Source organism: Sphingopyxis soli, from assembly GCF_018682675.1.
Classification (GTDB): Bacteria; Pseudomonadota; Alphaproteobacteria; order Sphingomonadales; family Sphingomonadaceae; genus Sphingopyxis; species Sphingopyxis soli.
In genome coordinates, this window is the sequence record NZ_JAFMTR010000017.1 from 1 (window position 1) to 21,377 (window position 21,377).

Below are 21,377 nucleotides of genomic sequence, written 5' to 3' on the forward strand. Positions count from 1 at the left end.
AAAGGATCGCAACGAGCCGGTGGTCACGCCCGCTGAACTCGCACGAATTCCGGGAGTGTAGAATCGAAGCTGGCCGATCGGCGACTGTCGGGTTTTAGGCGTCGAACAAAAAGAGCGGGCGTTCCGCCCCAAGCTAAATGATCCGGCTCTGACCTACCCATGATTGTTCTCCTGCGACCAAAATGGCCAGCAAAGGAAACGCTCAGACGGAGCCGATTTAGCGATAGCGCCCGACGGCTTTTGGCGACCAATTGAAAATGGGGATCTCCGCCCTCTTGGGCTGGCCGCCGGGCGCAGCCCGCTACAAGTCGAACACCACGCCTCCGTTCCCGCCGGACAGGTGACAAGCCGGAATCGCGTGGCATACCTCTCAAATCTTGCCTATTTTCGTCTTGCCCAGCACGTTGCCTCATATATGCAGCGCGCGCTTCCGGTCCTTCCGGCATCAAGCTTCTACGCCGGGCGCAGGCATATCTTTCGGACGCGCCATTTCGCCATTGCAGCAGGCGTAGATCACTTTTTTTGCCGCACCAACAGGTCGGAAACATGGCCGCACCGACCAACAACGCAAAGCTTATGTTTACGCTTGTCAACGGAGAGCCTCCTGACTGCGCACGCCGGTAACTATGCGCAGTTCGAGCGCCAACCGTCCAAAAGCCGGCTTTCGCCGTAAGGCTGCGATGAATTCGGGCAACTAACTGTAAGGCATGGCCTTGCGATTCACGGGAGACTTGATCCGGCGGGGCAATCTGCGCCCGACTTTCACGCTGCCACTTGCCCGCCAGAGCTTCGGTGGAGCGCCAGCCGTTCGCGTGCGCATGATCGAGCACAAGCCCCCCACACTCTGAGGCCCGATTCTTAAGGGGGCGAAAAAATCAGCCCCACATTCTCCCCACAGTTTCCACCGCGCTGCAGTGATACGGCATGGGATGCAGAGGAACGACCGAGGGAAAATACCCTGGCTTTCTGCGGCTTCCAGCGATTTCAGAGATGCCCTCGGACCAGAGGGTGGTGGACAGGGCTGGATTCGAACCAGCGTACGGAAACCCGGGCAGATTTACAGTCTGCTGCCTTTAACCACTCGGCCACCTGTCCATTGGGGCCCGCTTTGGGAAGTGGCCCAATGGCGAAACGAGACTTGCCTGTCAATGGCAGTCATGGGAAAGGCGCGGCCATGAGACAATTTTCCCGTCACCGCCGCCCGCAGGGCTCGGGCCAGCGCGGCCAGGCCATCCGTTTCTGGGGACGCCACGCCGTTCTCGCCGCGCTCGCCAACCCCGAACGCACCGTAAAGCGCATCTGGGGCACACGCGAGGCGCTCGGCCAGCTCGACCTGCCGCCGGTGATTCCGATCAGCTACGCCGACGTCGCCGACCTGGCGCGACTGGTCGCGCGCGACGCTCCGCATCAGGGTCTCGTGATCGAGGTCGATCCGCTCGAGGAAATCTACCTCGGCGACCTGCTGCAGGATGAGGTCGACGCTGGAAGTACGCGGCCGCTCGTCGTCCTCGACCAGGTCACCGACCCGCACAATATCGGTGCGGTGCTGCGCTCTGCCGCCGCATTCGATGCCGCGGCGATCATCACGCAGGATCGCCACAGCCCGCCCGAAAGCGGCGTCATCGCGCGCTCGGCGTCGGGCGCGCTCGAAATCGTGCCGTGGGTACGCGTCGTCAACCTGTCGCGCGCGCTCGAGGAAATCGCCGAGGCGCAATATTGGCGCATCGGACTGATGGGCGACACCGAAACGACGCTGGGATCGGTTCTCGACGGCAGCAAGGTCGCGCTGGTGCTGGGGTCGGAGGGCGACGGCATGCGCCACAACGTCATGGAACATTGCGACGTGCTGGCACGGCTCCCCATCTCGCCGCGGATGGAGAGCCTCAATATCTCGAACGCCGCGGCGATCGCGCTCTACGCGGTCGCGACAGCGGGCCGGTAAGTCTCAATCCTCGGCGGCAATCCGCACGCGAAGGCCGTCGAGCGCGTCGCTGAACGGAATCTGGCACGACAGGCGCGAATTGCCGTCGCGGTCGGTGGTCGAATCGAGCAGGTCGTTCTCATCCTCGCTCATCGCGGGGATCGCGCTCTTGTCGCCGCCCTCGATGTGCACATGGCACGTCGCGCACGAGCAGCAACCGCCGCACAGCGCCAGCAGCTCGTCGAAGCCCGCGTCACGGATATTTTCCATCACGGTCAGGCTGGTGTCGCCTTCGATCTCATGCTCGGTCCCGTCACGCGTCACGACAATCAGCTTGGCCATGCTAGTCCCCATCGGTTTCTTGTCGCAGGCGCTATGTCGCGCGTTGCGCGGCAAATCAAGCGTTGCTATCAGCAGCGGCAAGAACAAATGGAGAATATGCGATGGGTCTCAGCCAGCAGCAGCTGAACGCGGGAATCGACGCGCTGGCGGAGCGCGACGCCAATTTCGCGCGTGCGCTCGCCAATGTCGGCTATCCGGAACCGCGCATCCGCGAACGGGGATACACGACCCTCCTGCGCACGATCGTCGGCCAGCAGGTCAGCGTGGCGGCGGCGAATTCGATCTGGAACAAGCTCGAGGCCGGGTTCGGCGAAGGATGCCCGGCCGAGGTGATGGCGGCTGCCGAATTCGACGCGCTGCGTGCCTGCGGCCTGTCGGCACAGAAACAGGGTTATGCGAAGAGCCTGGCGCAGCTCGTGATCGACGGCGAGCTGAAATTCGACGCCCTGCCCGCCGATGACGAGGAGGCGATCGCATTGCTGACCAGGGTCAAGGGGATCGGCCGCTGGTCGGCCGAAATCTATCTGCTTTTCGCCGAAGGGCGCCCCGACATCTGGCCCGCGGGCGATCTTGCGGTGCAGGAAGCCGTCGGCCGCATCCTCCAGCTCGGCGAGCGCCCGGGGGAAAAGGCCGTGCGCGAGCTCGCCGAACCCTGGCGCCCGCACCGCGGCGCCGCGGCGATCTTCAGCTGGCACTGCTACAATATGGATGTGATCTGATAGGGGGAGCCGCGAAACACCGAACGGAGGTTCGGATGACCACCATCCCCAGCGTCCGGCAGGTTGCCGCCTTCCCGATGCCTTCTGGCCCGGCCGCGGCTATGTTCCGCTGGAGGGTGTGACGGCCGGGTTCGACTGGACAACGATAGGTGCAGTCGGCGAAGGGCCGCACCAGCGGCAATATTGGCCCCGCGCGCTTCGGGATTCGCCCCCGCGGCGCGAACCGACAAGAAAAAGGCCGGGTGGATCGCTCCACCCGGCCTTTTCCATTCGCCATGTGCGAAGCTTATTCGGCCGGAGCCGCCTTCTTCGCTGCCGGTTTCTTGGCCGGCGCCTTCTTCGCGGCGGCGGGCTTTTCCTCGGTCTCCGCCTTCGGAGCCGCGGCCTTCTTCGCCGGAGCCTTTTTGGCGGGCGCGTCCTCGGCCTTGGCCTCTTCCTTCACCGCGTCCTTCTTGGCGGCCGGCTTCTTGGCGGCAGCCTTTTTGGCGGGCTTGTGATCGTGGTCGTGATGGTCGTGGCCGCAGCCCGGGCCGTGGACGTGACCGTCGTCGTCGGCCTCGATCGCGGCTTCCAGTTCCTCGCGGGTTGTTTCGCGGTCGCTGATCTCGGCCTTCTCGAACAGGAAGTCGACGACCTTGTCCTCATAGAGCGGCGCGCGAAGCTGGGCGGCGGCGAGCGCGTCCTGCTGGACATATTCGATGAAGCGCGTGCGGTCTTCGGGGCGATATTGCTGCGCCGCCTGCATGATCAGGCGCTGCATTTCCTGGTTCGACACCTGGACGCCGTGCGCCTGGCCGATCTCGGAGAGCAGCAAGCCCAGACGGACGCGGCGCACCGCGATCGCATGATATTCGTCGCGATCCTTTTCGAGTTCGGCCTTCGCCGCCTCGGGATCGGCTTCGTGGCTCGCCTCATGCTCGAGCTGCTGCCAGATCTGGGCGAATTCGGCCTCGACCATCGTCGGCGGCACGTCGAAGTCGTGCGCGGCGGCGAGCTGGTCGAGCAGCTTGCGCTTCATATAGGTGCGCGTCAGGCCGTTGAGCTCCTGCTCGACCTGGTCCTTCATCAGCTCTTTCAGCTTGTCGAGGCTTTCGAGGCCCAGCGACTTCGCGAACTCGTCGTCGATCTTCGACGCGGCCGGAACCTTCACTTCCTTGACGGTGATCGCGAATTCGGCGGGCTGGCCCTTCAGATTCTCGACCGGATAATCTTCGGGGAAGGTCACCTTGATCGTCTTTTCGTCGCCAACCTTGGCGCCGACGAGCTGATCCTCGAAGCCGGGGATGAGCTGGCCCGAGCCGATCTCGACGGCCATGTCCTCGCCCGTACCGCCGTCGAAGGCGACGCCGTCGACGCTGCCCGCGAAGTCGATGATGACCTGGTCGCCCGTCGCGGCCTTCCTGGTCTTCGGCGCTTCCTCGAAACGCTTCATCTGGGCAGCGAATTCCTCGATCTTCGCCATCACCGCCGCATCGTCGGCGGGAACGGTCAGCCGTTCGAGCTTCAGCCCCTCGACCGACGGGGCCGCAATCTCGGGCAGCACTTCGAGCGCGACGGTCAGCTCGGCATCCTTGCCGCGCTCATAACCGTCGGCGAGCGTCACGCCGGGCTGGATCGCCGGGCGCAGCTTTTCCTTCGCGATCAGGTCCTTGACGCCCTGGTCGATCGCCTTGTTGAGCGCATCGGCCGACAGCGCCTCGCCGTGCATCTTGCGAATGAGGTTCGGCGGAACCTTGCCGGGGCGGAAGCCGGGCATCCGCACCGTCGGCGCAACGGCCTTCACTTCCTCATCGACGCGCGCGTCGATATCCTTCGCGGTGATGGTCAGGCGATATTCGCGCTTCAGGCCTTCGTTCAGCGTTTCGACGGTCTTCATTGCCTTGGTCTTATCCTTGCTCAAAATCTCGTATCGAACCTCGCCCGACAGACGAAGTTCCCCATTCCCGGCCTGCTGCTCGCGAAGGTGGTGCGGGCGAAGGGACTCGAACCCCCACATCTTGCGATACTGGTACCTAAAACCAGCGCGTCTACCAATTCCGCCACGCCCGCAGGAGCTTTCGGCCGGGGTGCACGACATCGCGCGCTGCCGCGCACGCCCGTGCGGGCCGCGCGGGGCTATAGCAGACACGTCGCCGAGGGCAAGGGCGGAAAGCCGCGAAAATCCCCGCCAACCGGGCGACCGGAACATACGCCGCGCCCGTTCGTTGGTGAAATCAGGAGAATCGCCATGACGACCGCCGCCGACCCGCTTCCGAAGCCGAAACCCGACACGATCGAACCACAGGCGCCGCCCGAACGGCCGGTACAGCCGACGCCGCTGGAAGACCCGGCGGGGCAGCCGCAGGAAATCCCCGGCGGGCTCGGTGGCGGCGATGTGGACGAACCGGGACGCGGGCCGAGCGAGGTGCCGCCCGGTCAGATTAAAAGCGCGTGCGCTCCATAATCGCGCGCGCCTCTGGCAGACCCGCGTCGAAATAGTGCAATTGTGGCGCATAGAAATTCGTGACGTAAAGCTTGCCCTCGACAACGGCCATGCGTGCCTCGCCAAGCCGAGTTAATTCGTCATTGGGCAGAGTGTAGCGGTAGCGAACCGCCAGCCCTTTTCGTCCGCCAATGTCGGTAGGCGTCGATTCCAGAATCGTGAAGTCGGATACCTGATTCTGGGCGCGGAAGCTCCGTTCGAAAAAATCCGCCAGTTCGGGCAACAGCAGTTTGCTGTCGAACTTGGGCATCGGATTGTTCTTCTTGTCTCGTTCCTTGTACAGCGGCGCGCCTTGCGGCACCGCAGAGAAGAACTCGATCGCGTTAAGCCCGACCCCATCCTGCGTCCACACGCGCCCTTGCTCACCTGGGCGGCCGCCCTGGTTCCAGTCGCTCTGCGGCGTTATCGAAAGGCTGTCGACCCTCGCGACCTGATTGCCTGACACCAGCTTCCAGCCCGCACTCGCCGGCAAACTCCAGGCGGCAGAAAGGGCAGCGCAAAGAATTATCGCTCCACGAAGATGGACCATATCAGTTCTCCAGCAGGATTTTCATCGCCGCAGCATCGGAGGCCGTCGGCATTCGAGTCAGATATTCGGTGAGCGCGCTTCGACCCGCAGCACTGTCGCCGCCGCGGATCGCGGTCAGGCCGGCACCGCGCCACGCTTCGGCGGGCGCCGTCCCGGTGGCGATCGCCTCTTCATAAAGCTGCCGCGCGGTCATGAGATCCCGCGGGTTGCCTCGCAGCCGGTACAATTCACCGCGTGCGTAGAGCAGCAACCCGTCCCAGCCGAGCGTGCTACCCCTGGTCTGAATCACATAGTCGACACCGGCGAACTCGTTGCTCTTCACGAGGCTGTCGAACAGCGTCGGCAAGACGCGTGCGGTCGCATCGCGATAGGCCGCGGCGCCATCGTCGCCGTCGAGCGCGCTGGGCTGAGCCTCCAGTTCGGAGAAATAGGCGAAGCGCTGCATATCTGTCGGGTGAGTATCGGTTGCGCCGGGCGTCGCGCGGCGGACCTTGCGCTGCTTCCGTTCCTCGCGCAGCGCGTCCTCCTCCTCCATCAGCCGCTTCCAGACGATCGACGCCCGTAAGGGATAGGATGAGGCGCGAATATAGGAGGCGGACAGGAAATCGGCCTCCCGCTCCTGATCGCGATTGAAGCTGAACACACCGGTCACCACCGCCATCTGGGCGGCGGCTGTGCTTTGTCCGAAGGCCGCGCCGCTCAAGCTGAGCCATGCCAATATGTCGGTCCCGCCCCGCCGCTTCTTGAACCCGTTCAGCGAGTGCCGCAGTTCAAAATGGGCAAATTCGTGACCCAATATGGTCGCGAGCTCGGCCTCCGAATAGACGCGTGCCAACAGCCCAGTGTGGACGATCATCAACCCGTTGGGGGCCATGCTCGCGTTGAAGTTCTTGTCCTGCACGACGTAAACACGCGTCGCGTCGCAGCGATCCTCGCCGACCGCCTTGCACAGCACGCCCTTAACATAGCGGGTTAGAGCCTCGTCGCGAACGACGAGCGGCGAATCCCGAAAGCCGCGTTCATGCTCGTCAAATTGCATCCACAGCCCGCGTTCGTCGACTCCTTGCGGCTCATAGGCCCCCGCATAGGTCGGACGATCGAACGCCGCATCCTTGGCGATTGCGGGGCCGGCGGCCAGCAACACCGCCGCCACGAACAGACGCCGCATCATTTCGCCGCCAAGGGCGTCGACTTGAGACCCGGAAAATCCTCCAGAAGTTGCGCGACACGCTTCTGCATGCCGTCCTCGGTGCGGACGTCGCCGCCCATCTTTTCGTCGGCATTCAGCCAGACGATGTTGCCCGTCTGCAGATCGACGAGACCGGCATAACCTACATGCTCGCCCGACTGGACGCCGACGCCGACCAGCCCCGCCGCGAGAAACTGAAACATTTTGCGCCCGAACGACCCATATTGATCCGACGTCTTCACGAAGAGCCCGTATCGCGCGCCGGTTTTTTCAGCGATTTCCTTGGTCCCCTCGCCCAGCGTCCATTCGAAGGGCTTGTTTTTCCGCGTCGGAAGTCGGTTTCCCGGGAAGAACTGGTAGTTCACAACGGAGTTGGCGACCGACCCGAACAACGCGCGATGTTCCGAGAAAAGGCGCGCATCATCACCCACCAGATCGGGCTCGATGACCAGCTCGTTGCGGAATTCGCCCTGCCGCCGGGACAGCTCCTTGTCGAGAAGTTCTCGCGCCTGCGCCGTCCAGTCCGCATTCGGCTCAGGCAAACCTGCCGTGGACTGCTCTCCGACCCAGACCGATGGGCGGAACAGCAAAATCTTCTGTCCGTTCAACGCTTCGGCCGAGAATCCCTCGCGAACCGCACTCTTCTCCTGAGCCGATACCATCGGCACCGCAACCGCCAGAGAAGCCGTCAAAGCGACGGTCGCAACCCATTTTTTTAGCATCCCCGACCCCCCGGATGTTCATCGGGCACGAGAGCATATGCCCTCTCCCCCCGCGACCTGCATCCTCGAAAGCAAATCGCTCGGCAAGAGGAAATTATGACGTCGCGGCAGTAGATTGCGCCGCTTTGGTTCTATCGCGGTTTACGGCTCAACCGCGGGGCCGGAAGGCGCCCGGCGCCGGGCGTCAGCCCAGCGCCTTCTTCAGCAGCTCGTTCACCACCTGCGGGTTCGCCCTGCCCTGCATCGCCTTCATCGTCTGGCCGACGAAGAAGCCGAACAGCGCTTCCTTGCCAGCCTTGTACTGCTCGACCTTGTCGGCATTGGCGGCCAGCACCTTGGCGATTTCGGCCTCGATCGCGCCGGTGTCGCTCGTCTGCTTCAGGCCCTCGCGCTCGACGATCGCGGCGGCCCCGTCGCCGCTTTCGAGCATCTTCTCGAACACCTGCTTGGCGATCGTGCCCGAAATCGTGCCGTCGGCGACCAGACCGAGCAGTTCGCCCGCCTGCGCCGGAGTCACCGGGCAATCCGCGAAACTCTTGCCCAGACGATTGAGCGCGCCGAACAGCTCGCTCGTCACCCAGTTCGCCGCCGCGACCGGCTTCGCGCCGGTTTCGAGCAATGCGTCGAACCACAGCGCGCTCTCGACCTCGGCGGTCAGCACGTCGGCGTTATACGCCGAAATGCCCGCCGCCAGATAGCGCGCGCGCTTGGCGTCGGGCAGTTCGGGCAAGGACTCGCGGCACTCGGCGAGGAAAGCATCGTCGAGTTCGAGCGGCAACAGGTCGGGATCGGGGAAGTAGCGGTAATCATGCGCATCTTCCTTCGACCGCATCGAGCGCGTCTCGTTGCGATCGGGATCGTAGAGCCGCGTTTCCTGCACCACCGTGCCGCCGCTTTCGATCAGCGCGACCTGGCGCTTCGCCTCGCCCTCGATCACCGCCATCACGAAGCGCACCGAATTGACGTTCTTCGTCTCGGTGCGCGTGCCGAACTCTTTGCCAGGCTTGCGGACTGAGACGTTGACGTCGGCGCGCATCGAGCCTTCTTCCATATTGCCGTCGCACGAGCCGACGTAACGCAGGATCGAGCGCAGCTTGCGGACATAAGCGCCGGCCTCGGCGGGCGAGCGCATGTCGGGGCGCGAGACGATCTCCATCAGCGCGACGCCTGAACGATTCAGGTCGACGTAGCTCATCGTCGGATGCTGGTCGTGCATCAGCTTGCCGGCATCCTGCTCGACATGGATGCGCTCGATCCCGATCCGCTTCGCCTCGGGAATCCCCGCCTTCTCGTCCGCCTCGATCATGAGCGAACCTTCGCCGACAAGCGGATGATAAAGCTGCGAAATCTGGTATCCCTGCGGCAGGTCGGCATAGAAATAATTCTTGCGGTCGAACCGCGACCATTTGTTGATCTGCGCATCGATCGCCATGCCGGTGCGCACCGCCTGGCGGATGCACTCGCGGTTCGGCACCGGCAGCATTCCCGGCATCGCGGCGTCGACCAGCGACACCTGCGTGTTGGGTTCCGCCCCAAACGCCGTCGCGGCGCCCGAGAACAGCTTGGCGTTGGAGGTGACCTGCGCATGGACCTCGAGGCCGATGACGACCTCCCACTCGCCGGTTTCGCCTTGCACTCGATAATCACTCATCATCCGCATCCTTTGTGCGTTCCCGCGAAAGCGGGAACCCAGAGTAGGGCAGCGCTAGGCCGCCCTGGGCTCCTGCGTTCGCAGGAGCACACCACTAAATCACCACCACTTCTCTGCCCGCGCCGTAAAGCCCGCGCGTTCCTCGATCGCCAGCCCGGCATTCAGAACGCCCTGCTCGTCGAACGCCTTGCCGATGATCTGCAGCCCCAGCGGCAGCCCTTCGCGGTTCAGCGCCGCGGGGACCGACATTGCGGGCAGCCCGGCAAGGCTCGCGGGCACCGCGAACACGTCGTTCAGATACATCGCCAGCGGATCGGCCATCTTCTCGCCGAGCCCAAATGCCGCCGACGGCGCGGTCGGCGCGAGGATCACGTCGCAGCTTGCAAAAGCCTGCTCGAAATCGCGCGCGATCAGTGTCCGCACCTTCTGCGCCTGCGTGTAATAGGCGTCGTAAAAGCCCGCCGACAGCACATAGGTGCCGATCATGATGCGGCGCTTGACCTCGGGCCCGAAGCCGTCGGCGCGCGTCGCGGCGTACATGTCCTGCAGACCTGCGCCCTGCGGCAGATCGCGGAGCCCGTAACGCACGCCGTCATAGCGCGCGAGGTTCGACGACGCCTCGGCGGGCGCGATGATATAATAGGCCGGCAGCGCATATTTGGTGTGCGGCAGGCTGATCTCGACCACGTTCGCGCCCGCATCCTTCAGCATCGCGATGCCCGCATCCCACATCGCGTCGATGTCGGGATCGATGCCGTCGAGGCGATATTCCTTGGGAATACCGACCGTCTTGCCCTTGAGATCGCTCGACAAAGCGGCTTCCCAGTTCGGCACCGGCAGGTTCAGGCTCGTCGCGTCCTTGGGATCGAAGCCCGCCATATTTTCGAGCATGATCGCACAGTCGCGCACATCGCGCGCCATCGGCCCCGCCTGGTCGAGCGAGCTGGCGAAGGCGACGATGCCCCAGCGCGAGCAGCGGCCATAGGTCGGCTTGATCCCCGAAATGCCGGTGAAGGCCGCGGGCTGGCGGATCGAGCCGCCGGTGTCGGTCCCCGTCGCCGCGGGGCACAGCCGCGCCGCGATCGCCGACGACGATCCGCCCGACGATCCGCCCGGCGCGAGCGCGGCGTTGCCGCCGTCCTTGCGCCGCCAGGGCGAAATCACATTGCCGAAATAGCTCGTCTCGTTCGACGACCCCATCGCGAACTGGTCGAGGTTGAGCTTGCCCAGCATCCCCGCCCCGGCGTCCCACAATTTTTGGCTGACGGTCGATTCGTACCGCGGGACGAAGCCTTCGAGCATATGGCTCGCGGCGGTGGTCTGGACGCCATTGGTGCAGAACAGGTCCTTCATCCCGATCGGCACGCCCGACAAGGGCTTCAGCGTCCCCGCGGCGCGGTCGGCATCGGCCGCCTTCGCCGCGGCGATCGCATGATCGGGCGTCTCGACGATAAACGCGTTCAGCGCCTTCGCGCCCGCGACATTGGCGTTGAACGCTTCCGCCACTTCAACGGCGCTGAAATCGCCCGCGCGGTGGCCGTCGCGGATCTGCGCGACCGTTAGATTTGTAAGATCAGTCATCATCAAAAACCGTTCGTGCCGAGCTTGTCGAAGCGCCGTACTTCTTTGCTCGGACGGGGAAGATAAGAACGGCCCTTCGACAAGCTCAGGGCAAACGGAGCGAGGGCGCGGCCCATCACTCGATCACCTTCGGCACGCCGAAAAAGCCGTGCTGCGGCGCCGGCGCATTGGCCAGAATATCGTCGCGGCGGTTGCCGCCGGTCAGCGGGTCGGCGTCGACGACATCCTCGCGCAACCGGAGCCTGTTCGGGATCACCGCGGTCATCGGCTCGACTCCGGTCACATCGACCTCGCCGAGTTGCTCGACCCAGCCCAAAATGCCGTTGAGTTCGCCTTCCATAGCGGCGGCTTCGGCATCGCTGATCGCGATGCGCGCCAGCGATGCTATTTTCCTGACTGTTGCCTGATCGATTGCCATTCATCTTGCCTTATCGGGAGAAGCTGCGCCGCTAGCATCCTCCCCCGCCCGCTTCAACCATGCTGATCCTTCCCGCGACGAACTCATGGGGAGTCGCCGACGGCGCGCAGCACCAGCGCGACCGCTCGCGTAGCGAGGGTTGACCGGGCCGCGACGATCGCGTCACGCGCCATTTGAAGGGTTCGTCATGACCGGCTAGAGAGCCTGAAAATCCTCTCCCCCACTGGAGCCCCGATGGCCCGCAAATTTCTCTACCTGATTGCCGCGATCATCCTCGTCATCTTCGGCTTTGGCGTCGCCTATCAGCTCAATCCGGGCTGGTTCGGCCGCGTCGCCTTTGTACCGAGCACGCAGTTCGTCGAACAAGCGGCCGCCGCGCCCAACGCCTATGACGATCCGGCGATGTGGTTTGCGCGGCCGGGTCTCGCGGACGATCCCGCCGATTGGCGCCCGCCGGCCGAAGGCCGGACGGAAGCGGTCGCGGCCAAGGCCGATGGCGGCAAGCTGATCGGATCGGCCAAGGCCGCCGAAGCCGGCGCCGCCGAAGCCGAACCGGCGAAGGGCGACGCCGCGATCTTCTTCGTCCACCCGACCAGCTATTACAGCAAGGCGAGCTGGAACGCCCCGCTCGACGACGCGGACGCCAATTACCGCGCGACGCTGTTCATGCAGGGAATGGCGAGCGCATTCGGCGATGCAGGCGAGGTCTGGGCGCCGCGTTACCGCCAGGCGACGCTCGGCGCTTTCCTTGCGACCGACCGCGTCACCGCGGGCAAGGCGATCGACGCGGCGTACCGCGACGTCGAACAGGCCTTCGACGCCTTCCTTGCATCGATCCCGAAGAACAAGCCGATCATCCTTGCCGGCCACAGCCAGGGCGCGCTGCACCTCACGACCCTGCTCAGGAACCGGGTCGCCGGCACCCCGCTCGCGAAGCGGATCGTCGCGGCTTATGTCATCGGCTGGCCGATCAGCCGCGATACCGACATGGCGGCGCTGGGCCTGCCTGCGTGCGAGACCCCCGAGCAGAAGGGATGCATCCTAAGCTGGGCCACCTTCGCCGAGCCCGCCGACCCGTCGATGGTGATCGGCGCCTATGACGGCACGATCGGCTTCGACGGCCGCCCGCGCGCAGGCACGCGGATGCTCTGCACCAATCCGCTCACCGGCATTCCCGACACCGTCGTGGGCCCGCAAGCGAACCTCGGCACGCTGAAGCCCAGCGAAGGCTTCAAGGCCGGTACGCTCATCGCCAAAAAGGTCGGGGCAAAATGCGACGACGACCGCGGCTTCCTGCTGATCGGCGACGCCGAGGCGGCGAAGAATTATGCACCGAGCTATGTGCTGCCCGGCAACAATTATCACGTCTTCGACATCACTCTCTTCTGGGCGAATGTTCGCGCCGACGCGCTGCGGCGCCTGGCGACCTACGAGGGCAAGCCCTCCCCGGTCCCGCCGCCGGCGGCGCCTGTGGAGATTCCGGCGACACCCGAGACTGCCCCCAAATCCTAGTTGTTTGGTCCCAGCATGCGATAAGGACTATGCGATCGGCTACTTGCACATCGACATTGCCGAACTGCGCTACGAAGGCGGCAAAGGGTTCCTCTATGGGGCGGTGGATCGCACCTCGAAGCTGGTCTCCGCCCGCATCTGTCGCAAGGCCGCCAAGCTGGCGGCGGCGGCCTTCCTCAAATCACTCGTCAGGGCCGTACCCTGCAGGATCCACACCGTACTGACCGACAATGGCGTCCGGTTCACCCAACTCCCGCGTGGCCAGAGCCGGGGGTGGCTGGTCCACATCTTCGCCCGGGTCTCCCTCGAGAACGGCATCGAGCATCGGCTGACCAAGCCCTATCACCCATGGACCAACGGCCAGGCCGAGCGGATGGTGGGCACCATCAAGGAAGCGACCGTCAAATCCTTCCACTACGGCTCGATCCGGGAACTACGACAACATGGGAGCGACTGGCTGATCGCCTACAACTTCGCCAAGCAGCTTAAGGCTCTGAAGTTCAGGACACCCTACGACGCCATCGAGAAACTCTGGGAAACAAAGCCCGATGCCTTTATCGTCAAACCCAACCACCACATGCCGGGACCAGACACCTAGCAAAAAGCGGTTACATTTCAGGGAAGCATGTCACGAACTATCCGCTTAACGAGCATCGACGAACGATCACAGGTTCGCGATCGTCGCAGAGGCCAACCTGCCGCGAATGCGGTCGAACTCGGCGGCGACGTGGCGTGCATAGGGTAGGCCGCGATTGCAGATCACGAGATCCGTCCCTTCCCACTCGATCAGCCCCCGCTTCTCATACTCGATCAACACGCCTTGCGCGGCAGCGCGCTCGCTCGCGTCCAAATGCGCGCGGTGGTTGCACAAAAGGTCGCTGATATGACGGGCTCGACGCTGCTGGTCGGCGTTCCGCCGAACGCCGCGAACCGAAGCGACCCGTCCCTCCATCACGATATCGCGGTAATGCCCCGCTTTCTTCTCATTCTGGACGATAAGGTCGGGAAACAGGCTGACGGCGCTCGCGCCAAGACCAATCAGCACCGGCGCATCGTCCTCCGTGAATCCCTGAAAATTCCGGTTCACGCGCCCCTCGTCCGCCGCGATTGCGAGCGGGTCGCGGGGCAGCGCGAAATGATCGAACCCGACGGGGACGTAGCCGGCTTCGGTCAACCGGCGATAACCGAGGTCTGCCTGCTCGAAGCGACGCTTCATGTCGGGAAGGTCGGACGCGTCGATGCGGCGTTGGCGCGGAATCATATCGGGAAGATGCGCGTAGCCAAACAGGGCAATGCGGCTCGGCGCGAGCCGGATCGTTTCATCGAGCGTTGCCTCAAGATCCGCGAGCGCCTGGCCGGGCAAGCCGTACATCAAGTCGAAATTGATCGCATCGATGCCTCGCAGTCGTAGCGATGCCACGACGCGTTCGATATGCGACAACGGCTGGATACGCCCGATCGCCTGCTGGATATGGGGAGCAAAGGCCTGAACCCCGAGGCTGACCCGGCCGACCCGCACAGCCGCGAGAACAAGGGCCCATTCGGACGAGAATCCCCGCGGATCGAGCTCAATCGAAATCTCCGGATGATGCGCGTCGAACAGCGTCTGCGCCAAGTCGAGGAGGCGAACGAGTTCGACCGGGGCGATCGCGTTGGGGCTTCCGCCGCCGAACGCGATGCGGCGCACCCGCCCTCGCCCGCCCAGCCGCTTCGCGACGATCGCGATCTCGGATTGAAGGGCCGCGAGATAGTCGGCGAGCCGCTGCTTGCGACCGGCAGCGCCGGTGTTGCAGCCGCAGTACCAGCAAATCTGGTCGCAGAAGGGAATGTGCACATAGATGGAAACGGGCGTCGCGGCCTCGACCCGGTCGAGTGCGTCCAAATAGGCGCCGGCGCCGACGTCTTCGGCAAACTCCATCGCGGTCGGATAGCTGGTGTAGCGCGGAACCGGCTTGGCGAGCAGATCGGGATGATAGGACCACATGCCCCGATTTTACGGCCCGCGACCGCCCCCGACATTGACCGGGATCAAGGCGAGGTCAGCAGCAGCCACCGGTCTTTTCGCCGCGATGCTTCGAGCGACGGTCCGCAACGGCATGACACGCCTTGGCACAGCCGTCCTCTTGGGCTGGGGCAGCGGGATCGCGGGGCATGGGGATATATTTCACTTCGCCGCCGCCGCAGGCCGGGATCATCAGCCTATGTGCGCCTACCGGCGCTGGCGGTTGCGCGAGCGAAATCGCCCCGAGCATCAGCAGGACGAGGCGCGACCTCACGACGGCTCTTCCTCATCCTCGACGAAGATGCGGAGCGCCGCTCCGTCGAGGTCTTCGAACTGCCCTTGCCTCAGCGACCAGAAAAATGCGCCGAGCCCGAGCAGCCCGAGACCGAGCGCGATCGGAATCAGAAATGCGAGGCCGTTCATCCGGGCGCCCTCTTGAGCCGTAGCGCATTGCCCACAACGATCAGCGAGGATCCCGACATAGCGATTGCCGCGACGAGCGGGGTCACGAGCCCGAGAAAGGCCAGCGGGACCGCGATGACGTTGTAACCAATGGCTAGCAGAAAATTCTGCTTCACGATCGCTTGGGTACGCCGCGCCATGCGGATCGTTTCGACGACGGGCATCAGACGATCGCCGAGGAAGATGCAGTCCGCCGCATTTTTGCCGACGTCGCTCGCCGAGCCCGGCGCCATGGAGGCGTGGCCGGCAGCGAGCGCCGGTCCGTCGTTGAGCCCATCGCCGAGCATCAGCACCTTGTGTCCGGCGGCCTCCTGACGCTCGATGGCAGCGAGCTTGTCCTGCGGGCTCATACCCGTCTGCGCGGTCAGGCCGAGCTCGCGAGCGACGGGTGCGACCGCGTCGGCCCGGTCGCCCGACAGGATCATCGCGTCGATGCCTTCGGTCCGCAGTGCCGCGGTTACGGCGCGCGCGTCGGGCCGGAGTTGATCGGCAAACCGGATCGACGCCACGGGCTTTCCGTCGACGGCCAGTTCGGTCGCGAGCGCGTCGCCTTTCTCACCGCCCTGCGGACGGCCGAGCGTCACGACGCGATCGGCCCACTGGGCTTCGACCCCGAAGCCCGGCGTTTCACGGATGCCGGTCACCGCCGCGGGAAGAATATTGGCACATTGCAAGCCGCGGGTCAGCGCTTCGCTGAGCGGATGACGGCTGGCTTGCGCCAAGGCCAGCACCAGCGACTTCTTGCCGTCATCGAGCCCATCGAGATCGAGCGCCTCGGGTCGCCCCAGAGTCAGCGTGCCGGTCTTGTCGAGCAAGGCGAGATCGACTTCGGCGAGCCGCTCGAGCGCCGACCCGTCCTTGATCAACACCCCCTTCCGCATAAGCTCCCCCGCCGCGACAATCTGCGCCGCGGGCACGGCAAGACCAAGCGCGCAGGGACAGGTGATGATCAGCACCGCCGCCGCGATCAGAAGGCTGTGGTGCCACCCCGCCCCGGCGATCATCCACCCCGCGAAGGCTGCCAGCGCGAGACAGTGCACCGCGGGCGCGTAGAGACGCGCGGCACGGTCGGCGATCCGGACATAACGGGACTTGCCCTGCGCCGCCTCGCCCATCAGCCGCGCAATGTCGGCTATGGCCGTGTCGGCTCCCGCCGCGGTGACGCGGACGCGAAGCGGCGCGTCGAGATTGAGCGTGCCCGCGTGTACGGGATCGTCGGCTTGCACATCCCGGGGCGCGCTTTCACCGGTCAGCAGCGACAGGTCGAGGCGGGTCGCGCCGCCGATGACCAGACCGTCGGCAGCCAGGCGCTCGCCCGCCGCGACGAGCATCACCATGCCGGGCTCGAGTGCCGTGGCATCGACCCAGCGCGTACGCCCATCGCCCTCGACGACCATCGCGCCGGTTCCCATGTTTCGGAGCAGGGCGGTGACGCCGCCGCGCGCCCGGTCCCGCATCACGCTGTCGAGCCAGCGCCCGCAGAGCAGGAAGAACAGCAGCATCACCGCGCCATCGAAATAGGCGTGCGCACCGTGCGTCATCGTTTCGTAAAGGCTCATGACGCTGACCAGGAGCACCCCGATGGAAATCGGCACGTCCATGTTCGTGCGCCCGTGACGCAGCGCGCGCCACGCCGATCGGAAGAAGGGCCGACCGGCGTAGGCGACCGTCGGCAGCGCAATCAGCGCCGAGAGCCAGTGAAACAGGTCGCGGGTCGCTCCCGTCGCGCCGGACCAGACCGAGACCGACAGCAGCATGATGTTCATCATCGCGAAGCCCGCGACGGCGACCGCGCGCAAAAGGTCGCGGCTCGTTTCGGCCGCTCGGTCGGCCTCCTCCGGCCCGGTGCCGATCGGATGCGCCTCGAACCCCAGATTGGTGAAGGCGCCGATCAGGTCGGGCATCTCGGCGCCGGGGATGCAGGAAAGATGGACGCGTTTCTCGGTGAAGTTCACGCGTGCGGCCGCGATGCGCCTGTCGCGCACCAAGCCCTGCTCGAGCTTAGCGATGCAGCTTGCGCAGCGAATGTCGGGAACCGCGAAATCGCGTTCGACGAGAGCAGCAGCGGTCATCGCACGTCTTCGCGATATCGCGCTTCGGCCGCTCCATGCCGGACGACGAGGTCGAGCCGCCAGCGCCCAGCCGCCAGCGGGCGGGTCGAGCGCAACGCGCCGCCGGTCGCCGACTCGAAGCGAAGCGTGACGGGAGCGGTGCGGCCAAGCGGATGATGAACCGTGGCCACGGCCTGCACATTGCCTAGCGGCACGCCTTCCTTGCGCACCGCGAGGAGAAGATATCGCGACGAATCGACGGTCATTTCGGTGTCCCAGCCGAGCCGATCCTGAGCGGCGGCGCGCGCCAGCCATTCGTTATACTGCTGGCTGGCGACATAGCTGTTGTCGACGACGGTTCCGCCGAACGTCGACGACGCCAGCCGCGCCATCGTGAAGTTGACCGCGATCACCACGCCGAAAAAGGCGACCAGGATGATCGTCATGTGGCGGCCGGTGAAGCTCTTTGCTCTGGTCTGTTCTCGCATCGTCATGTCTCCGGCCGGTCGAACTGGATCGTTTCGCTGTCGCCGCGCGGATCGCCGTCGAGCCCGCGCGTTGCGATCGTGAAATCCTGCCGTGCAGGTCCGCCGCCAGGCGCCGCCACGAACAGTTTGACGCGCGTGACGCTGTCGGCGGGCAGCGCGACGTCGAGCGATTGCCGGGCGTCTTCGCGCGCGCCATCTTCGCTCCAGAGCGCCGCACCGGCGAGACCGCTCACGGATACCGACACGCGGCGCGGGCGGGCTTCCATATTGCGCAGTTTCAGCGTGTAGGTGTTGCGGATGCCGCCGTCCGACAGCTGAACATAAAGCGGGCTGCGCTCATGCTGGACGGCGAGATCGAGCCGCGTCCGCTGTCCGAGCGAGAAGAGCATTGCGAGTCCGATCGCGCTCCAGATCGAGAAATAGATGATCGTTCGGGGGTGCATGAGCGCCTTGCGAACCGGCTTCGAGGTGCCGCCGGCCTGCTCGGCCGCCGCATCCTCGAGCGTGCAATAGTCGATGAGCCCTCGCGGCCGTCCGATCTGCGCCATAACGCCGTCGCAGGCATCGATGCAGAGCGCGCAGGTGATGCAGCCGATCTGCGGCCCCTGCCGGATGTCGACGCCGGTCGGGCAGACCGCGACGCACTGGTTGCAGTCGATGCAGTCGCCGAACGCCCCCGGGTGCGCCTGCGCCTGCTTCAGGCTGCCGCGCGGTTCGCCGCGCCAGTCCTTGTAGGTCACGAGCAGCGATTTTTCGTCCATCATCGCGGTCTGGATGCGCGGCCAGGGGCACATATAGATGCAGACCTGCTCGCGCATGAAGCCGCCGAGGATGAAGGTGGTCGCGGTCAGCACCGCGACCGTTCCATAGGCGATCGGCGCGGCCTGTCCGGTCCAGAAATCATGTGTCAGCGTCGGGGCATCTGCGAAATACATGATCCACGCGCCGCCGGTCCAGAAGGCGATGACGAGATAGACGAGATATTTTGCACCGCGGCGTGCGGCCTTGTTCACGCTCCACGGCGCGTTCGCCAAGCGGATCTGGGCATTGCGATCGCCGTCGATCAGCCGGTCGACATGCTGGAACAGGTCGGTCCACACGGTCTGCGGGCAGGCATAGCCGCACCAGGCGCGGCCCACCGCGCTCGTCAGCAGGAACAGGCCGATCCCAGCCATGATGAGCAGGCCCGCGACATAGTAGAATTCGTGCGGCCAGATTTCGATCTGGAACATGTAGAAACGGCGGTGGGCGAGATCGACGAGTACTGCCTGATCGGGCGCATAAGGGCCACGATCCCAGCGTATCCAGGGGGTGCCATAGTATATGGCGAGCGTGACCGCCATGATCCCCCATTTGAAGCGGCGGAAGAAGCCGTCGACCTTTTTGGGGTAAACGCCCTTCCGCGCCTCATAGAGCGACGCCTTTGCCAGATGCTCAGGGCTTGCCATCGGCCTGCCGTCCGTCCGGCGCCGCTGTGCCACCGGCTGGCGGGGCGAGCTTTTCGCCGCCGCCGAGCGAATAGACATAGGCCGCCAGCATCTTGATCGTGACCGGATCGAGCCGTTCACCCCAGCGCGGCATGACACCGTTCCTCGGCTGGGTGATCGTCGCGGTCAGGCTGGCCCGGTCGCCGCCATAGAGCCAGATCGCGTCGGTCAGCTTCGGCGCGCCGACCTGTCGGCCGCCCTCGCCACTCGCCCCGTGACAGACCGCACAGTTCGTTTCGAAGATCGCGGCGCCGCGCGCCGAGGAGGCGCCGGGCTTCTCCTGCCGGCTGATCGTCCGCACATAGCTCACGGCATCGGCAATTTGCGCGGGTTCGAGGATGCCGTCGCGGCCGAAAGCCGGCATCTGACTCATTCGCGTTTGCTTGTGATCGGGATTCCGGATGCCGTGGGTGATGGTGTCCTGGATCGTTGGCAAATCCCCACCCCACAGCCAGTCGTCGTCGGTCAGGCTGGGGTAGAGTTTCTTGACCCCCGCGCCGCCCGCGCCGTGGCACTGCACGCAATGGACACGAAAAGCCGCGCCGCCGCCCTGCACCGCGGCTTGCATCAGTTCAGGTCTGGCCGGCAAATCGGCGAGTTCGGCCGCACCGATCGCCTGCACGATCGGCGCGCGGCGCTTCGCATCGACCGCGAGTTCCCTTTCGAGCTGCCCGCGGCTCGACCATCCGAGCAAACCTTCGGTCGCGCCATCGATCATCGGCCATGCGGGGAATAGCACCACATAGACCGCCGCCCAGACGATCGTGGCATAGAAGGTCCAGAGCCACCAGCGCGGCAGAGGCGTATTCAGTTCCTCGATACCGTCCCATTCATGACCGACCGTGCTCGTGCCGGTGGCCTCGTCGATCCGTTTATGGTCAGCCATGCTCGTCGTCCCTGAAGATCATGTTCGCGGCGTCGCGGTTGCGCTGGCGTGCGCTGCCGCGCAGCGGCCATGCGATGAGGATGAGGAAGACGACCGCCATCACGACCAGCCCCCAGCTGTCGGCGAAGTGCCTGAGATCGTCATAGGTCATGGCGCTTTCGCTCCTGCCGGAGCGGGCGCGTGCGCTTGCTCCTGCGGCGCCGCCTTCTCGACATCGACGAGCGTTCCGAGCATCTGGAGATAGGCGACGAGAGCGTCCATCTCGGTGACCCGCGACGGATCGCCGTCGAAGTCGCGCACCTGCGCTTTCGGGTATCGCGTCTGCAGATCGCCCGCCCCCGCGTCGGGATTGGCCTGGGCCTGGATATCGTCATTCGCCTTGGCGATGTCCGCCTTGGTATAGGGCACACCGACACGATAGAGTGCAGTCAGGTCGTTCGCCATGTCACCGGGTTCAAGGTCGCGGTCCGCGAGAAATGCATAAGGCGGCATGATCGATTCCGGCACGACGCTGCGCGGATCGATCAGATGCGCCTTGTGCCACTCGTCCGAGTAGCGGCCGCCGACACGCGCCAGATCGGGTCCGGTGCGCTTCGAACCCCATTGGAACGGGTGGTCGTACATGCTTTCGGCAGCAAGGCTGTAATGGCCGTAGCGTTCGACCTCGTCGCGGAACGGGCGGATCATCTGGCTGTGGCAGGTGTAGCAGCCCTCGCGCATGTAGATGTTGCGCCCCGCGAGTTCGAGGGGGGTGTAAGGGCGCATCCCCACGACCTTCTCGACGGTGTTGTCGATCCAGAAGAGCGGCGCGATCTCGACGATTCCGCCGATGGTGACGACAGCCAGCGCCAATGCGCCCAAGAGCGTGACATTGCGTTCGAGCTTCTTGTGGCTGAAGCCCTTTTCGGCAGGATGGGTTGCCATGAGAGGGCTCC

Annotated in this window: 20 protein-coding genes, 2 tRNA genes and 1 pseudogene; 5 read left to right on the forward strand and 18 right to left on the reverse strand. The window is 64.9% G+C overall.

Going from position 1 to position 21,377, the window contains the following annotated elements:
* Window positions 1–1,009: 1,009 nt before the first annotated feature.
* Window positions 1,010–1,095, reverse strand: a tRNA-Tyr gene (locus J1N50_RS02440).
* Window positions 1,096–1,174: 79 nt separating this feature from the next.
* Between J1N50_RS02440 and rlmB the strand changes: the two genes are divergently transcribed.
* Window positions 1,175–1,942 (forward strand): 23S rRNA (guanosine(2251)-2'-O)-methyltransferase RlmB, encoded by a 768-nt coding sequence (rlmB, locus tag J1N50_RS02445; RefSeq protein ID WP_215350027.1) that lies wholly within the window; start codon window positions 1,175–1,177, stop codon window positions 1,940–1,942.
* A gap of 3 nt (window positions 1,943–1,945) precedes the next feature.
* Here the strand turns inward: rlmB and J1N50_RS02450 are convergent, their stop codons facing one another.
* Entirely contained in the window at window positions 1,946–2,263 is a 318-nt protein-coding gene (locus J1N50_RS02450) for a 2Fe-2S iron-sulfur cluster-binding protein (RefSeq protein WP_215350029.1), read from the reverse strand.
* A gap of 101 nt (window positions 2,264–2,364) precedes the next feature.
* Between J1N50_RS02450 and J1N50_RS02455 the strand changes: the two genes are divergently transcribed.
* Complete coding sequence (locus J1N50_RS02455) at window positions 2,365–2,982, forward strand: DNA-3-methyladenine glycosylase family protein (protein WP_215350031.1); 618 nt, start codon at window positions 2,365–2,367, stop codon at window positions 2,980–2,982.
* Window positions 2,983–3,268: 286 nt separating this feature from the next.
* On the opposite strand, the gene tig is transcribed toward J1N50_RS02455, so the two are convergent.
* Window positions 3,269–4,858 (reverse strand): trigger factor, encoded by a 1,590-nt coding sequence (gene tig / locus J1N50_RS02460; protein WP_215350033.1) that lies wholly within the window; start codon window positions 4,856–4,858, stop codon window positions 3,269–3,271.
* Between the two features lie 88 nt (window positions 4,859–4,946).
* A tRNA-Leu gene (locus tag J1N50_RS02465) sits at window positions 4,947–5,031 on the reverse strand.
* 178 nt (window positions 5,032–5,209) lie between these two features.
* On the opposite strand from J1N50_RS02465, the gene J1N50_RS02470 reads away from it, so the two are divergent.
* The gene (locus tag J1N50_RS02470; protein WP_215350035.1) at window positions 5,210–5,425 is read left to right on the forward strand and encodes a hypothetical protein; all 216 of its coding nucleotides are present in this window, start codon (window positions 5,210–5,212) and stop codon (window positions 5,423–5,425) included.
* Here J1N50_RS02470 and J1N50_RS02475 read toward each other — a convergent pair.
* The 6 genes from J1N50_RS02475 to gatC all read right to left on the reverse strand — a co-directional run bounded on the left by J1N50_RS02475 (window position 5,403) and on the right by gatC (window position 11,554).
* Window positions 5,403–5,993, reverse strand: coding sequence for a hypothetical protein (locus J1N50_RS02475; protein WP_215350037.1), 591 nt, complete (start codon window positions 5,991–5,993; stop codon window positions 5,403–5,405). The two genes, J1N50_RS02470 and J1N50_RS02475, sit on opposite strands and share 23 nt — an antisense overlap.
* Window position 5,994: 1 nt before the next feature.
* Window positions 5,995–7,164, reverse strand: coding sequence for a M48 family metallopeptidase (locus J1N50_RS02480; RefSeq protein ID WP_215350040.1), 1,170 nt, complete (start codon window positions 7,162–7,164; stop codon window positions 5,995–5,997).
* Window positions 7,161–7,904 carry a hypothetical protein gene (locus tag J1N50_RS02485; protein WP_215350042.1) on the reverse strand — a complete coding sequence of 248 codons (744 nt, stop codon included), beginning with the start codon at window positions 7,902–7,904 and terminating at the stop codon, window positions 7,161–7,163. Before J1N50_RS02485 ends, J1N50_RS02480 begins: the two co-directional genes overlap by 4 nt.
* A 184-nt stretch (window positions 7,905–8,088) precedes the next feature.
* Window positions 8,089–9,555 carry an Asp-tRNA(Asn)/Glu-tRNA(Gln) amidotransferase subunit GatB gene (gatB, locus tag J1N50_RS02490; RefSeq protein WP_215350044.1) on the reverse strand — a complete coding sequence of 489 codons (1,467 nt, stop codon included), beginning with the start codon at window positions 9,553–9,555 and terminating at the stop codon, window positions 8,089–8,091.
* Window positions 9,556–9,654: 99 nt separating this feature from the next.
* A complete protein-coding gene (gene gatA / locus J1N50_RS02495) occupies window positions 9,655–11,136 on the reverse strand; it encodes an Asp-tRNA(Asn)/Glu-tRNA(Gln) amidotransferase subunit GatA (RefSeq protein ID WP_215350046.1) in 1,482 nt (493 codons plus the stop codon).
* A gap of 115 nt (window positions 11,137–11,251) precedes the next feature.
* On the reverse strand, window positions 11,252–11,554 hold the full coding sequence (gene gatC, locus J1N50_RS02500) for an Asp-tRNA(Asn)/Glu-tRNA(Gln) amidotransferase subunit GatC (protein ID WP_215350047.1): 303 nt from the start codon (window positions 11,552–11,554) through the stop codon (window positions 11,252–11,254).
* Window positions 11,555–11,788: 234 nt separating this feature from the next.
* Between gatC and J1N50_RS02505 the strand changes: the two genes are divergently transcribed.
* Both J1N50_RS02505 and J1N50_RS02510 read left to right on the forward strand, forming a co-directional pair.
* Window positions 11,789–13,066 carry a DUF3089 domain-containing protein gene (locus J1N50_RS02505; RefSeq protein WP_215350050.1) on the forward strand — a complete coding sequence of 426 codons (1,278 nt, stop codon included), beginning with the start codon at window positions 11,789–11,791 and terminating at the stop codon, window positions 13,064–13,066.
* 22 nt (window positions 13,067–13,088) lie between these two features.
* Window positions 13,089–13,664 (forward strand): annotated as a pseudogene (locus J1N50_RS02510) (integrase core domain-containing protein); the annotation flags it as partial.
* A gap of 66 nt (window positions 13,665–13,730) precedes the next feature.
* On the opposite strand, the gene hemN reads toward J1N50_RS02510, so the two are convergent.
* The 8 genes from hemN to ccoO form a co-directional block, all read right to left on the reverse strand.
* Window positions 13,731–15,050, reverse strand: coding sequence for an oxygen-independent coproporphyrinogen III oxidase (gene hemN, locus J1N50_RS02515; protein ID WP_215350052.1), 1,320 nt, complete (start codon window positions 15,048–15,050; stop codon window positions 13,731–13,733).
* A gap of 288 nt (window positions 15,051–15,338) precedes the next feature.
* Entirely contained in the window at window positions 15,339–15,491 is a 153-nt protein-coding gene (gene ccoS, locus J1N50_RS02520) for a cbb3-type cytochrome oxidase assembly protein CcoS (protein ID WP_215350054.1), read from the reverse strand.
* A complete protein-coding gene (locus J1N50_RS02525; protein WP_215350056.1) occupies window positions 15,488–17,602 on the reverse strand; it encodes a heavy metal translocating P-type ATPase in 2,115 nt (704 codons plus the stop codon). The genes ccoS and J1N50_RS02525 overlap by 4 nt, the downstream gene beginning before the upstream one ends.
* Window positions 17,599–18,069, reverse strand: a complete 471-nt coding sequence (locus J1N50_RS02530) for a FixH family protein (protein WP_215350058.1) — start codon at window positions 18,067–18,069, stop codon at window positions 17,599–17,601. Before J1N50_RS02530 ends, J1N50_RS02525 begins: the two co-directional genes overlap by 4 nt.
* 2 nt (window positions 18,070–18,071) lie before the next feature.
* Window positions 18,072–19,517, reverse strand: coding sequence for a cytochrome c oxidase accessory protein CcoG (gene ccoG / locus J1N50_RS02535; protein WP_215350060.1), 1,446 nt, complete (start codon window positions 19,515–19,517; stop codon window positions 18,072–18,074).
* Complete coding sequence (gene ccoP / locus J1N50_RS02540) at window positions 19,504–20,442, reverse strand: cytochrome-c oxidase, cbb3-type subunit III (protein WP_215350062.1); 939 nt, start codon at window positions 20,440–20,442, stop codon at window positions 19,504–19,506. The genes ccoG and ccoP overlap by 14 nt, the downstream gene beginning before the upstream one ends.
* The gene (locus tag J1N50_RS02545) at window positions 20,435–20,593 is read right to left on the reverse strand and encodes a cbb3-type cytochrome c oxidase subunit 3 (protein WP_215350065.1); all 159 of its coding nucleotides are present in this window, start codon (window positions 20,591–20,593) and stop codon (window positions 20,435–20,437) included. The genes ccoP and J1N50_RS02545 overlap by 8 nt, the downstream gene beginning before the upstream one ends.
* Window positions 20,590–21,366, reverse strand: coding sequence for a cytochrome-c oxidase, cbb3-type subunit II (gene ccoO / locus J1N50_RS02550; protein ID WP_215350067.1), 777 nt, complete (start codon window positions 21,364–21,366; stop codon window positions 20,590–20,592). The genes J1N50_RS02545 and ccoO overlap by 4 nt, the downstream gene beginning before the upstream one ends.
* Window positions 21,367–21,377: the final 11 nt, after the last annotated feature.